The organism is Streptomyces sp. ITFR-16 (assembly GCF_031844705.1).
In the GTDB taxonomy this organism is placed as follows: domain Bacteria; phylum Actinomycetota; class Actinomycetes; order Streptomycetales; family Streptomycetaceae; genus Streptomyces.
Genome location: NZ_CP134609.1, coordinates 6,375,502 through 6,387,586, shown reverse-complemented (window position 1 = coordinate 6,387,586; position 12,085 = coordinate 6,375,502). Strand labels below are relative to the sequence as shown.

At 71.7% G+C, this 12,085-nt stretch carries 12 protein-coding genes; 4 read left to right on the top strand and 8 right to left on the bottom strand.

Going from position 1 to position 12,085, the window contains the following annotated elements; translation table 11 throughout:
* Nucleotides 1-98 precede the first annotated feature (98 nt).
* The 3 genes from RLT58_RS28325 to RLT58_RS28315 form a co-directional block, all read right to left on the bottom strand.
* On the bottom strand, nucleotides 99-350 hold the full coding sequence (locus RLT58_RS28325) for a chaplin family protein (RefSeq protein ID WP_311313199.1): 252 nt from the start codon (nucleotides 348-350) through the stop codon (nucleotides 99-101).
* Nucleotides 351-497: 147 nt separating this feature from the next.
* Complete coding sequence (locus RLT58_RS28320; protein ID WP_311313198.1) at nucleotides 498-1,142, bottom strand: response regulator; 645 nt, start codon at nucleotides 1,140-1,142, stop codon at nucleotides 498-500.
* Nucleotides 1,135-2,280: a GAF domain-containing sensor histidine kinase gene (locus RLT58_RS28315; protein WP_311313197.1), complete on the bottom strand. Its 1,146-nt coding sequence runs from the start codon at nucleotides 2,278-2,280 to the stop codon at nucleotides 1,135-1,137. The genes RLT58_RS28320 and RLT58_RS28315 overlap by 8 nt, the downstream gene beginning before the upstream one ends.
* Before the next feature lie 212 nt (nucleotides 2,281-2,492).
* Between RLT58_RS28315 and RLT58_RS28310 the strand changes: the two genes are divergently transcribed.
* From RLT58_RS28310 to RLT58_RS28300, 3 genes are all read left to right on the top strand, one after another.
* Entirely contained in the window at nucleotides 2,493-3,200 is a 708-nt protein-coding gene (locus RLT58_RS28310; protein WP_311313196.1) for an SDR family NAD(P)-dependent oxidoreductase, read from the top strand.
* Nucleotides 3,197-4,306, top strand: coding sequence for an S-adenosylmethionine:tRNA ribosyltransferase-isomerase (locus RLT58_RS28305; protein WP_311313195.1), 1,110 nt, complete (start codon nucleotides 3,197-3,199; stop codon nucleotides 4,304-4,306). The genes RLT58_RS28310 and RLT58_RS28305 overlap by 4 nt, the downstream gene beginning before the upstream one ends.
* 286 nt (nucleotides 4,307-4,592) lie before the next feature.
* Nucleotides 4,593-5,354: a transglycosylase SLT domain-containing protein gene (locus RLT58_RS28300; RefSeq protein ID WP_311313194.1), complete on the top strand. Its 762-nt coding sequence runs from the start codon at nucleotides 4,593-4,595 to the stop codon at nucleotides 5,352-5,354.
* 86 nt (nucleotides 5,355-5,440) lie between these two features.
* Here RLT58_RS28300 and RLT58_RS28295 read toward each other — a convergent pair whose 3' ends face one another.
* The gene (locus RLT58_RS28295) at nucleotides 5,441-7,996 is read right to left on the bottom strand and encodes an ABC transporter ATP-binding protein/permease (RefSeq protein WP_311313193.1); all 2,556 of its coding nucleotides are present in this window, start codon (nucleotides 7,994-7,996) and stop codon (nucleotides 5,441-5,443) included.
* A gap of 288 nt (nucleotides 7,997-8,284) precedes the next feature.
* On the opposite strand from RLT58_RS28295, the gene serB reads away from it, so the two are divergent.
* Nucleotides 8,285-9,541, top strand: coding sequence for a phosphoserine phosphatase SerB (serB, locus tag RLT58_RS28290; protein WP_311313192.1), 1,257 nt, complete (start codon nucleotides 8,285-8,287; stop codon nucleotides 9,539-9,541).
* A gap of 130 nt (nucleotides 9,542-9,671) precedes the next feature.
* Here the strand turns inward: serB and RLT58_RS28285 are convergent, their stop codons facing one another.
* From RLT58_RS28285 to RLT58_RS28270, 4 genes are all read right to left on the bottom strand, one after another.
* Complete coding sequence (locus RLT58_RS28285) at nucleotides 9,672-10,190, bottom strand: SixA phosphatase family protein (protein ID WP_311313191.1); 519 nt, start codon at nucleotides 10,188-10,190, stop codon at nucleotides 9,672-9,674.
* 73 nt (nucleotides 10,191-10,263) lie between these two features.
* A complete protein-coding gene (locus RLT58_RS28280) occupies nucleotides 10,264-10,470 on the bottom strand; it encodes a hypothetical protein (protein ID WP_311313190.1) in 207 nt (68 codons plus the stop codon).
* A gap of 158 nt (nucleotides 10,471-10,628) precedes the next feature.
* Nucleotides 10,629-10,739, bottom strand: a complete 111-nt coding sequence (locus RLT58_RS28275; protein WP_276607279.1) for an SGM_5486 family transporter-associated protein — start codon at nucleotides 10,737-10,739, stop codon at nucleotides 10,629-10,631.
* Nucleotides 10,740-10,765: 26 nt separating this feature from the next.
* Nucleotides 10,766-12,058, bottom strand: coding sequence for a CynX/NimT family MFS transporter (locus RLT58_RS28270; RefSeq protein ID WP_311313189.1), 1,293 nt, complete (start codon nucleotides 12,056-12,058; stop codon nucleotides 10,766-10,768).
* Between the last annotated feature and the right edge of the window lie 27 nt (nucleotides 12,059-12,085).

The following is a 12,085-nucleotide window of genomic DNA, read 5'->3' as shown; positions in this document are numbered from 1 at the left end:
TTGGGCCGGGCTGATTCCGAGAGGTGCGGGCCCCTGGTACGCATGATGCCGCCGGCCGGGCTCTGGGAGGGCCCGGCCGGCGGCATCGGCATGGGGTGTCAGCCGTTCAGGCCGAGGTTGCCGAACGCCGGGTTGAGCAGGCCGATCACGTTGACCGTGTTGCCGACCACGTTCACCGGGACGTGGACCGGGACCTGGACCAGGTTGCCGCTGGCCACGCCCGGGGAGTGCGCTGCCACGCCGTGGGCGCCCGCGCCGCTGTGCCCGGTGGCGGAGGCCGCGCCGGCGCCGGCGGCGATGATGCCGCCCGCGATCATGGTGACGGCAGCGGCCTTCTTCAGGTTCTTCACTTCAGGATCCTCCTCGTGTCGCCGCGGCAGGCCGCCGCAGCACGCACTGGAGAACGCCACCGGCCGGAAGAGGATGCGCCGTTCGGGTGACACTCACCCGGGAGTATGAATACCGGCCGTCGCGCTGACGCCTCCCGTCAGCCCCCGTCAGCCCGCCGCCCCGTGCCGGACGGCCCAGAGCGCCGCCTGGGTGCGGTCCGAGAGGTCCAGCTTCATCAGGATGTTCGAGACATGCGTCTTGACGGTCTTTTCGGACAGGACCAGCGCCCGCGCGATCTCCCGGTTGGAGCGGCCGTCGGCGATCAGCCCCAGCACCTCGCGCTCCCGTTCGGTGAGGGTGGTCCCCCGGCCGGTGCCCGAGCCCGGCTCGTCCTGGGCGAGCAGGGCGCCGGCCACCTCGGGCTGGAGCAGGACGTGTCCCGCGTACACCGACCGGATCGCACCGGCCAGCGCGTCGGGGTCGACGTCCTTGTACACATAACCGGAGGCGCCCGCGCGCAGGGCGGGGACGACCGTGCGCTGTTCGGTGAAGCTGGTGACGATCAGCACCTTGGCCGGGTTCTCCAGCTCGCGGAGCCGGCGCAGCGCCTCGATGCCGTCGGTCCCCGGCATCTTGATGTCCATCAGCACCACGTCGGGCCGCAGCTCCTCCGTCCTGGCCACGCCCTCGGCGCCGTCGGAGGCCTCGCCGACCACTTCGATGTCGTCCTGGATCTCCAGGAACGTACGCAGACCGCGGCGGACCACCTGATGGTCGTCGACCAGCAGCACCCTGATGATTCTGTCAGCCACCGGGTACCTCCATCTCGATCGTGGTGCCCTTGCCGGGCTCGGATGCAACCGTGAGTGTCCCGCCGACACCGCTCGCGCGGTCCCGCATCGAGACCAGGCCCAGATGCCGCCCCGCGCGCCGGGTGGCCGCAGGTTCGAAGCCGCATCCGTCGTCCGTGATCCGCAGCACCGTTCCGGCGCCGGCGCGGTCCAGGGTGACGTCCACGTGCTCGGCCCCCGAGTGGCGCAGGGCGTTGTGCAGGGCCTCCTGGGAGACCCGCAGCAGCGCCTCCTCCTGGGCCGCGGGCAGGGCCCGTACGCCCACGCACGCGAAGGTGACCCGGGCCGTGTGGGCGCGGTCCAGGACCTGGATCTGGGTGCGGAGCGTGGCGACGAGACCGTCCTCGTCGAGGCCGGCCGGGCGCAGTTCGACGACGGCGGCGCGCAGTTCGTCGACGGCCTCCGCGGCCAGGGCAGCGACCTGCTGGAGTTCGCCCTTGGCGCGCGCCGGGTCGCGGTCGACCAGGGTCGCTGCGGCCTGGGCGGTGAGCCGCAGGGAGAACAGCTTCTGGCTGACCGCGTCGTGCAGTTCATGGGCGAGCCGGGAGCGCTCCTCGGCGATGGTGAGCTCGCGGCTGCGTTCGTACAGCCTGGCGTTGGTCAGGGCGATCGCGGCGTGCTGGGCGAGGATCGCGAGCAGTTCCTCGTCCTCGGCGGTGAATCCGCAGCTGCCCTCGGGCTTGGGGCAGTTCTTGTTGGCGAGGAAGAGGGCGCCGATGATCTCGTCGCCGTCCTGGATGGGCAGGCCCAGGAAGTCGGACATGTCGGGGTGGGCGTCGGGCCAGCCCTCGAAGCGCGGGTCCTTGCGGACGTCGGCGAGCCGCTCGGGCTTCGCCTCGTGGAGCATCGCGGCGAGGATGCCGTGCTGCCGGGGCAGCGGGCCGATGGCCTTCCACTGCTCGTCGCTGACGCCGTCGACGACGAACTGGGCGAAGCCGCCGTGGTCGTCGGGGACCCCGAGGGCCGCGTACTCGGCGTCCAGCAGTTCGCGGGCCGAGGCGACGATCGTCTTCAGGACGTCCCGCACCTCCAGGTGCCGGCTCATGGCGAGCAGCGCGGCACTCACCGCTGCGAGGCCCGACGGTGGGCGATGACTCATGGCCTCACCGTACCGGCGGGGCCCCTGCCCCCGTATCGGCCGGTGGGCGGCCGTCGGCCGGGGCTCCAGGACTAGGTCGAAGTGCCTTGCCGGGTGGGCCCCGGGGACGAGGCGCGGCGCGGGTGGGCGTTCCTACGTTGGAGGTGTCCGGGACCGGCCGCCGGCCGGGCGTCCCGGACGGGTTTCACGACGGGTTCGAGGGGACGAGGGTCATGTCTGTCGCATTGATCACGGGTGCTTCAAGGGGGCTGGGCCGGGCACTGGCCTCGGCGCTGGCGGAGCGGGGCTGGGATCTGGTGCTCGACGCCAGGTCGGCCGGGGCGCTGGAGGACGCGGCCGAGGAGCTGCGGGGGCGTTACGGGAGCCGGGTGGCGGCGGTGGCGGGTGATGTCACGGATGCCGGGCACCGGGCGGAGCTGGCGGAGGCGGCGCGCGGCCTGGGCGGGCTCGATCTGCTGGTGAGCAATGCCAGCGCGCTGGGCGCGGAGCCCCTCGTACGGCTGGAGGAGCTGGCGGAGGACGGGCTGCGGCAGGCGCTGGAGACCAATGTGGTGGCGGCGCTCGGCCTGGTGCGCCGGACGCTGCCGCTGCTGCGGGCCTCGGCGGCGGGCACGGTCGTGGTGGTGAGCTCGGACGCGGCGGCGGAGCCGTATGAGACGTGGGGCGGCTACGGGGCGTCGAAGGCGGCGCTCGACCAGCTCGCGGCGGTGCTGGGGGTGGAGGAGCCGGGGCTGCGGGTGTGGTCGGTCGATCCGGGGGACATGCGGACGGCGCTGTACGCGGCGGCGGTGCCGGACGACGACGGGCCCCGGCCGCTGCCGGAGCGGGTGGCGCCCGCGTTCCTGCGGCTGCTGGACCGGCGTCCGCCGAGCGGCCGGTACACGGCCGGGGCGCTGCCGGCGGCCGGGGAGGAGCGGTGACCGCGCTGGACGCGCTGCGGGTGCCCGCCGAGCTGTCGGCGCGGGTGCCGGCCGAGCAGCGGGGCGCCGGGCGGGACGACGTACGGCTGATGGTCTCGCGGGGGCGGGAGGTCTCGCACCACGCGTTCCGGGAGCTGCCGGAGCAGCTGCGGGCCGGGGATGTGCTGGTGGTCAACACCTCGCCGACGCTGGCCGCCGCGGTGAACGGGCGGGTGGCCGGTGAGCGGGTGGTGGTGCACTTCTCGACGCGGGGCGAGGACGGGCGCTGGTCGGTGGAGCTGCGGCGGCCGGACGGGGCGGGGGCGACGCTGCCGCGCCCGGGCGGGCCCGCGGGGGCTGCGGTCCGGCTGCCGGGCGGCGCGCGGCTGGTGCTGTCGGAGCCGGTGGCGGGCGGGGGCGTGGGGGCCCGGCTGTGGTGGGCGCGGGCGTCGGCCGATGTGCCGGGGCTGCTGCGGCGGTACGGGCGGCCGATCCGCTACGGGTACACGGAGCGGGACCAGCCGCTCTCGGCGTACCAGACGGTGTTCGCGCTGCCCTCGGCCGACGGGAGCGGTTCGGCGGAGATGCCGAGCGCGGCCCGGCCGTTCACGGCGGGCCTGGTGGCGGAGCTGGTGAGCCGGGGTGTGCAGTTCGCGCCGCTGACGCTGCATACGGGGGTGGCATCGGCGGAGGCGTACGAGCCGCCGTATCCGGAGCGTTTCGAGGTGCCCGCGACGACGGCGTGGCTGGTGAACGCGGCCCGGGCGGGCGGTGGCCGGGTGATCGCGGTGGGGACGACGGCGGTGCGGGCGCTGGAGTCCTCGGCCGGGCCGGACGGGGTGGTGCGGGCGGCCTCGGGCTGGACGGATCTGGTGGTGACGCCGCAGCGGGGGGTTCGGGCGGTGGACGGACTGCTGACCGGGCTGCACGAGCCGCGCGCCTCGCATCTGCTGATGCTGGAGGCGGTCGCGGGCGGGGAGGCGCTGAGCCGGGGGTACGGGCAGGCGCTGAGCCACCGCTATCTCTGGCACGAGTTCGGGGACGTCCATCTGCTGCTGCCCGGGGAGGCCGCCGGTGCGGACCGGGCTGCGGGACCCATACCGGAACCTCACAGTCCGCATTGCTGAAGCAACGGATGGTGAGACTGTTACGTCCCCGATGTGAGGCCGCACATAGGGCCCACGTCACTTACGAAGCCGCCTAGTGGACCAATAAGGGCGATTTGGGTGGGCATGACCACCCAAATCCACCCAGGACGTCACCCCGGTTCCACTACCCGGCTTCGTACGTCACACCTTTGCCACGGCATTTTGCTGCCGCTAAGAATTGCTCTCGTCCCCGACGGAGATGCGAAGCCGCCTCCCGTCTTCGTCCTCCGTGAGGACTTCCGCGATTCGAAGAGGTACGCCTGATATGACCGCGTCCAGCATTCCCGGCCGTCTCCGACGCCTGAACAAGACCCAGAAGCTCTCCGTCGCCGGCGTCTCCGCCGTCGCCGCCGCTGCACTCTCCTTGTCCCTGGTGCCCGGTAACGCCGAGGCCGAGACCGAGCCTCAGGCACTCTCCGCCGCCCCGGTGGTCTTCGCGTCCGCCGCCGGCACCCCGCAGGCCAAGACCATCCAGAACAGCATCATCGAGCAGCACTCGACCGCCGAGCAGCTGGTCAAGGCCGCCGACGCCGCGAAGGCCAAGAAGGCCACCGCGGCGAAGAAGAAGGCCGAGGCACACGCCAAGGCGAAGGCCAAGAAGGCGAAGGCCAAGGCCCGTGCGCACGCCAAGGCGAAGGCCCGCAAGGCCGCCGCCAAGCGCGGCCACCAGGCCGCCAGCCGTTCCGAGGCCCGCACCCGCGTCTTCTCGAACAACCTGGACGGCTGGATCAAGGAGTCCCTGGCCATCATGAAGGCCAAGGGCATCCCGGGCAGCTACGACGGCCTGCACCGCAACATCATGCGGGAGTCCAGCGGCAACCCGAACGCCATCAACGACTGGGACATCAACGCCATCAACGGCGTCCCGTCGATCGGTCTGCTCCAGATCATCAAGCCGACGTTCGACGCGTACCACGTCAGCGGTACCCCCCACACCCAGTACGACCCGGTCGCCAACATCACCGCGTCGGCCAACTACGCCGCCGACAAGTACGGCTCGATCGACAACGTCAACAGCGCGTACTGATCCGCGGCCGTCCCCCGCGAGACGACACGACGCCAAAGGGCGGCACCCCCGTGCGGGGTGCCGCCCTGCGGCGCGATCCGGGCCCGTTACTTGCGCATGACCTCGGGCTCGTGGCGGCGCAGCAGCCGGGCGACCGCCACTCCGCAGATGATGCCGAGGAAGAGCAGCACCGAGATGTCGGTCGCCCACTGGCCGACCGAGTGCTCCCACAGCGGGTCCAGGTCCGTGGGGTTCTTCGGGTCCCACGGCGGCATGAGGTGGGCCAGGTCGAGCGTCGTACCGGCGCCCGCGATGGCCCAGCGCGAGGGCATCAGCCAGGCGAACTGCTCCAGGCCCGGCGAGCCGTACACCTGGAAGAGGATGCCGGTGAAGACGACCTGGACGATCGCGAACATGACCAGCAGCGGCATGGTCTTCTCGGCGGTCTTCACCAGCGAGGAGATCACCAGGCCGAACATCATCGAGGTGAAGCCGAGCGCGATGATCGTCAGGCAGAGCTCGACCGCCGGCGGCATGATCAGGCCCTCGGCGGGCAGGTCGCGGGTGGCGAAGCCGATGCCGCAGATGATGACGCCCTGGATGGCCGTGATCACACCGAGCACAATGACCTTGGACATCAGATAGGCCGAGCGGGAGAGGCCGGTGGCCCGTTCCCGTTCGTAGATGACCCGTTCCTTGATCAGCTCTCGTACGGAGTTGGCCGCGCCGGAGAAGCACATGCCGACCGCGAGGATCAGCATGATCGTTCCGGCGTCTCCGTTGAACCGGGACGGCGGCTTGGGCGGCGCCAGGCCGAAGTCGGCGGGGATGACCACGCTGACGATGCCGAGCACCGCCGGGAGGATCACCATCAGGCCCATGAAGCCCTTGTCGGACGCGATCACCGAGACATAGCGGCGCATCAGCGTCCACAGCTGCGCCATCCAGCCCTGCGGCTTCGGCGGGCGCATCTGCTGCGGCGGCGGCATGTGTACGGACTGTGCGGCGACGGCGTCGATGTCGGCGGCGTACATCTGGTAGTGCTGCGAACCGCGCCAGCGGCCCGCCCAGTCGTAGTCGCGGTAGTTCTCGAACGCGGAGAAGACGTCGGCCCAGGTGGTGTAGCCGAAGAAGTTCAGCGCCTCCTCCGGCGGGCCGAAGTAGGCCACGGCACCGCCGGGCGCCATCACCAGGAGCTTGTCGCAGATGGCCAGCTCGGCGACCGAGTGCGTGACCACGAGGACGGTACGGCCGTCGTCGGCCAGGCCGCGCAGCAGCTGCATGACATCGCGGTCCATGCCCGGGTCGAGGCCGGAGGTCGGCTCGTCCAGGAAGATCAGCGACGGCTTGGTGAGCAGCTCCAGCGCCACGGAGACGCGCTTGCGCTGGCCTCCCGAGAGCGAGGTGACCTTCTTGTCCTTGTGGATGTCGAGCTTGAGCTCGGCGAGCACCTCGTGGATCCGGGCCTGGCGCTCGGCCTCGGTGGTGTCCGCGGGGAAGCGGAGCTTGGCCGCGTACTTCAGGGCGCGGGTGACGGTCAGCTCCTTGTGCAGGATGTCGTCCTGCGGGACCAGACCGATGCGCTGGCGCAGCTCGGCGAACTGCTTGTACAGATTCCTGTTGTCGTACAGGACGTCGCCCTGGTTGGCGGGCCGGTAGCCGGTGAGCGCCTTGAGCAGGGTCGACTTTCCGGAGCCGGACGGGCCGATGACCCCGATGAGCGACTTCTCCGGGACGCCGAACGAGACGTCCTTGAGGATCTGCTTGCCGCCGTCGACCGTCACCGTGAGGTGGCGGGCCGCGAAGGAGACCTCACCGGTGTCGACGAACTCTTCCAGCCGGTCGCCGACGAGCCGGAACGTCGAGTGACCGACGCCGACGATGTCGTTCGGGCCGATGAGCGCCGAGCCGGACTTGGAGAGCGGCTGGCCGTTGACGTACGTGCCGTTGTGGGATCCGAGGTCACGGATCTCGAAGCGGCCGTCGGGCGTCGCGTGGAACTCGGCGTGGTGCCGGGAGACCTGGAGGTCGGAGACGACCAGCTCGTTCTCCAGCGCACGGCCGATCCGCATCACCCGGCCGAGGGCCAGCTGGTGGAACGTGGTCGGACTGCGGTCCCCGTACACCGGTGGCGCCCCCGCCGCGCCGCCGGGGCCACCGCCGTGGGGTGCCGGAGCCATGCCCTGCTGCTGCGGCACATGAGGCTGCTGCGGGGCCTGGGGGTTCTGCTGCCAGGCCTGCTGCGGCTGCTGGGCCGGCTGCTGCCAGCCCGGACCGCCCTGCTGCGGCTGCTGCTGCGGCGGGGCCGGTGCCTGGGCACCCGCGGCGGCCTGGGCGCTGTACGCACCGGCACCGGCACCGGCGCCGCTGAGGCTCAGCCGGGGCCCGTCGGTGGCGTTGCCCAGGTTCACGGCCGAGCCCGGCCCGATCTCCAGCTGATGGATCCGCTGGCCCTGCACATAGGTGCCGTTGGTGCTGCCGTGGTCCTCGATGGACCAACTGCGGCCGTTCCAGCTGATCGTGGCGTGCCGCCACGACACTCTGGCGTCGTCGATCGTCATGTCGCCCTGCGGATCGCGTCCGAGGGTGTACGACCTGGACGGATCGAGCGTCCAGGTCCTGCCATTCAATTCCAGTACGAGTTCCGGCACTCCGCGCCCCACTAGTTGTCCCCCGAGTGACCCCCGTTGCGGGGAGTCTAGGGATGCTGAACATCGTGGGGAACTATTCCAGGAGCAGTCCCCGATACGAAAGCCGGGCGGCGGAGGGTGACCTCACCGAGACCTGCGCGTTCACGGCCGCCCGCCGGTGAAAAACGACCGTTCCACCCCAATCACCAGCCAGCGGTGGCAGACCGCACACAAAGGGACGATCGGTACGTCACGGCGGGCTGTCCGGTCCTCGGGACGGGCTGCCGGGGGCGCCGCGCGGACCGATACGGTGGGAGCACCATGAGCGCATCTCAGCCCCCTCAGCCCTCGTCGTCTCCTGAGCCCCTCGCATCACTCCAGGGCCGGGACACACCGACGCTCCTCGTGAAGATCTTCGGGAAGGACCGTCCCGGCATCACCGCGGGGCTGTTCGACACCCTCGCCGCCTACTCGGTCGACGTGGTCGACATCGAGCAGGTCGTCACCCGTGGCCGTATCGTCCTGTGCGCACTGGTCACCGCCCCGACCGCGGGCGGGACCACCGAGGGCGACCTGCGGGCCACCGTGCACAGCTGGGCCGAGTCGCTGAAGCTGCAGGCCGAGATCATCTCCGGTACGGGCGACAACCGGCCGCGCGGGGACGGCCGTTCCCATGTGACGGTCCTCGGGCATCCGCTGACCGCGGAGTCGACCGCCGCCATAGCGGCCCGGATCACCTCGACCGGCGGGAACATCGACCGCATCTTCCGGCTGGCGAAGTATCCGGTCACGGCCGTGGAGTTCGCGGTGTCCGGTACGGGGACCGAGGCGCTGCGCACCGCGCTGGCCGTCGAGGCCGCCGGGATCGGCGTCGACGTCGCGGTCGTCTCGGCCGGGCTGAGCCGCCGGGCCCAGCGGCTGGTCGTGATGGACGTCGACTCCACGCTCATCCAGGACGAGGTCATCGAGCTGTTCGCGGCCCACGCCGGCTGCGAGGGCGAGGTCGCCGAGGTGACCGAGCGGGCGATGCGCGGCGAGCTGGACTTCGAGCAGTCGCTGCACGCGCGGGTGGCCCTGCTGGCGGGGCTCGACGTGTCGGTGGTGGACAAGGTCCGCTCCGAGGTACGGCTGACGCCCGGGGCCCGGACCCTGATCCGTACGCTGAAGCGGCTCGGCTACCAAGTGGGCGTCGTCTCGGGCGGGTTCACCCAGGTGACCGACGATCTGAAGGAGCGCCTCGGGCTCGACTTCGCCTCTGCCAACACCCTGGAGGTCGTCGACGGGAAGCTCACCGGACGGGTGACCGGGGAGATCGTCGACCGGGCGGGCAAGGCCCGGCTGCTGCGGCGCTTCGCCTCCGAGGCCGGGGTGCCGCTGGCGCAGACGGTGGCCATCGGTGACGGGGCGAACGACCTGGACATGCTGAACACGGCGGGCCTCGGGGTCGCCTTCAACGCCAAGCCGGTGGTCCGCGAGGCCGCGCACACCGCGGTGAACGTGCCGTTCCTGGACACCGTGCTCTATCTGCTCGGGATCACCCGCGAGGAGGTCGAGGCCGCCGACGGTCTCGTCGAGTAGGCACCCCGAAGACTTGCCGGGCAGTGCCGTCCGACGGCGAGGGCCCCGGTGCGCAGGCCACTGCCTGTGCGCCGGGGCCCTCACCGCGCCCGGACGGGCCGGTCGCTGGGCCGAGTCGCTGGGTCGCGGGTCAGTCGTTGGGGGTCCAGTACTCGACGAGCTTGCCGACGCCGTGCTCGACGCTCTTCCAGCTGCCGGGCAGCTCGACCACGGCGAAGGCCGCAGTGGGGAAGCCGCCGCGGGTCATCCGGGCCAGGGCGTCGCCATCGGACGCACCCGAGAGGGCGTCGGCCAGCGCGTGCATCCCCGGGTTGTGGCCGATCACCAGCAGGTCGGCGACCTCGTCGGGGGTCTCGTTGACCAGGGCGATCAGCTCGCCGAGCGAGGCCTCGTAGAGCCGCTCCTCGTAAACGGTCCTGGGGCGCTGCGGCATCTCGTGCACGGCCAGCTTCCACGTCTCGCGTGTTCTGACGGCGGTCGAGCAGAGGGCCAGATCGAAGACGATCCCGGAATCGGCGAGTTTGCGGCCTGCCACGGGGGCGTCCGTGCGGCCGCGCTCCGCGAGCGGCCGCTCGTGGTCGGAGTCCTGCGACCATTCCGCCTTGGCATGCCTGAGAAGGACGATCCTGCGAGGTGTATCGACGCTCATACATCTCAGCTTCGCATGAATTGCGCCACCTGGCGCAGGGTGTTGGAGGGCTCCCCCGCCCGGTTTCCGGCCGTCAGCGGGTCAGCAACTCCGCGATTCGCCCGAGCAACTGGCCGGCCCCCGGATCGCCCGCCGCGGCGTGCGCCTGGCCCGGCCCGGCGATCAGCAGCAGCAGCGCGGCGAAGGCCACGGCGGGCAGCGCGACGGCCCACCACGGCAGCCGGACGTCGACGCTGCTCGCATCCGGGCGGGTGGTCCGGGTGTGCGTACGGGCCGGCATGTCCGCCTCCGTGGGTGGTCGGTTCTGATGACTCAGAACCTACGGACACGGGAGCGCCCGCCCCATCCGGTGACCCACCCACTTCACCCTGACCCTGGCCCCCTAGGGGATGGTGGTGCTAGCCCCACCATCCCGGCCCGTGCCCTGTGCCGGAGGGGTCAGGGGGACGCGATGGACGCGATGATGCCGACGACGACCGTGATCAGCAGCATCGCCCCGAAGACGAGGAGCAGCTTCTTCTGACCGTTCTGGGGATTCGGATCGAGCACAGGAGACATGGGCACAGTCTCGCATCTCAGCATTCGTCCTCGATCGTCCGGTCCCGTCCGGCGAGCACCCCCGCCACCATCTGCGGCACCATCAGGGCCGCCATCAGCGCGATCGGGAGCCCCCAGCCGCCGCTGTGCTGGTAGAGGACGCCGACCAGGAGCGGGCCGGGGATCGAGATCAGATAGCCGGTGGACTGGGCGAACGCGGAGAGCCTGACCACGCCGGCGCCGCTGCGGGCGCGCATGCCGATCATGGTGAGGGCGAGCGGGAAGGCGCAGTTCGAGACGCCCAGGAGCAGTGCCCAGGCCCAGGCGCCGCCGGCGGGCGCGAGGTAGAGGCCCGCGTAGCCGACGAGGCCGCAGGCGGCGAGGACGACGACGATCGGGCCCTGGTTCCGCATCCGGGCGGCCACCCTCGGGATGACGAAGGCGAGCGGGACGCCCATGGCCATGGTGACCGCGAGCAGGACGCCGGCCGTTCCGGCGGAGACCCCGGCGTCGCGGAAGATCTGCGGCATCCACCCCATGGTGATGTAGGCGGCGGTGGCCTGGAGGCCGAAGAAGCAGGCGAGGCCCCAGGCGGTGCGGCTGCGGGTGATCCGCATCGGAGCCGCCGCCTGCGCCGGGTGCGCGGCGCCCTGACCGGGGGCCGCGGCCCGGTCCCGTACCAGCGGGATCCAGGGCAGGATCGCGGCGGCGGCCAGCACGGCCCAGATGCCGAGGCCGGCCTTCCAGCTGCCGCCCAGCGCGTCGGTCAGGGGGACAGTCACGGCGGCGGCGAGCGAGGTGCCGAGGGCCAGGGCCATGGAGTAGAGGCCGGTCATGGAGCCGACCCGGTCCGGGAACCAGCGCTTGACGATCACCGGCATCAGGACGTTGCTGACGGCGATGCCCATCAGGGCGAGGGCGCTCGCGGCGAGGAAGCCCGCCGTGCCGCCGATGAGCGGCCTGATGACGAGGCCCGCCGTGATGGCCACCATGCCCGCGCAGACCACCGCGCCCGCTCCGAAGCGACGGGCCAGCCGGGGCGCCATGACCCCGAAGACGGCGAAGCACAGCGGCGGTACGGAAGTGAGGACACCGGCGACGCTGCCGCTCATGTGGAGCCCGTCGCGGACCTCTTCGAGGAGGGCGCCGAGGCTGGTGATGGCGGGGCGGAGGTTGAGCGCGGTGAGGACGAGCCCGACGGCGACCAGGCGCAGGATCCAGGGCGCGGGGCCGGTGCGCGGGGCGGGGCCGCCGTCGGTGCGGGCGGCCGCCGGGGTGGCCGGGTTCAGGGTCCCGGTCGCGGTCTGGGGAGGGGTCTCGTCGTCACGCATGGGGCCATCATAGAATCATGGGATGAT

What these genes read in the sequence shown, in the direction of transcription:
- RLT58_RS28285 (WP_311313191.1), bottom strand. Translation starts at nt 10,190, where the DNA reads ATGAGCGTCGATACACCTCGCAGGATCGTCCTTCTCAGGCATGCCAAG.
- RLT58_RS28280 (WP_311313190.1), bottom strand. Translation starts at nt 10,470, where the DNA reads ATGCCGGCCCGTACGCACACCCGGACCACCCGCCCGGATGCGAGCAGC.
- RLT58_RS28270 (WP_311313189.1), bottom strand. Translation starts at nt 12,058, where the DNA reads ATGCGTGACGACGAGACCCCTCCCCAGACCGCGACCGGGACCCTGAAC.
- RLT58_RS28310 (WP_311313196.1), top strand. Translation starts at nt 2,493, where the DNA reads ATGTCTGTCGCATTGATCACGGGTGCTTCAAGGGGGCTGGGCCGGGCA.
- RLT58_RS28315 (WP_311313197.1), bottom strand. Translation starts at nt 2,280, where the DNA reads ATGAGTCATCGCCCACCGTCGGGCCTCGCAGCGGTGAGTGCCGCGCTG.
- RLT58_RS28300 (WP_311313194.1), top strand. Translation starts at nt 4,593, where the DNA reads ATGACCGCGTCCAGCATTCCCGGCCGTCTCCGACGCCTGAACAAGACC.
- serB (WP_311313192.1), top strand. Translation starts at nt 8,285, where the DNA reads ATGAGCGCATCTCAGCCCCCTCAGCCCTCGTCGTCTCCTGAGCCCCTC.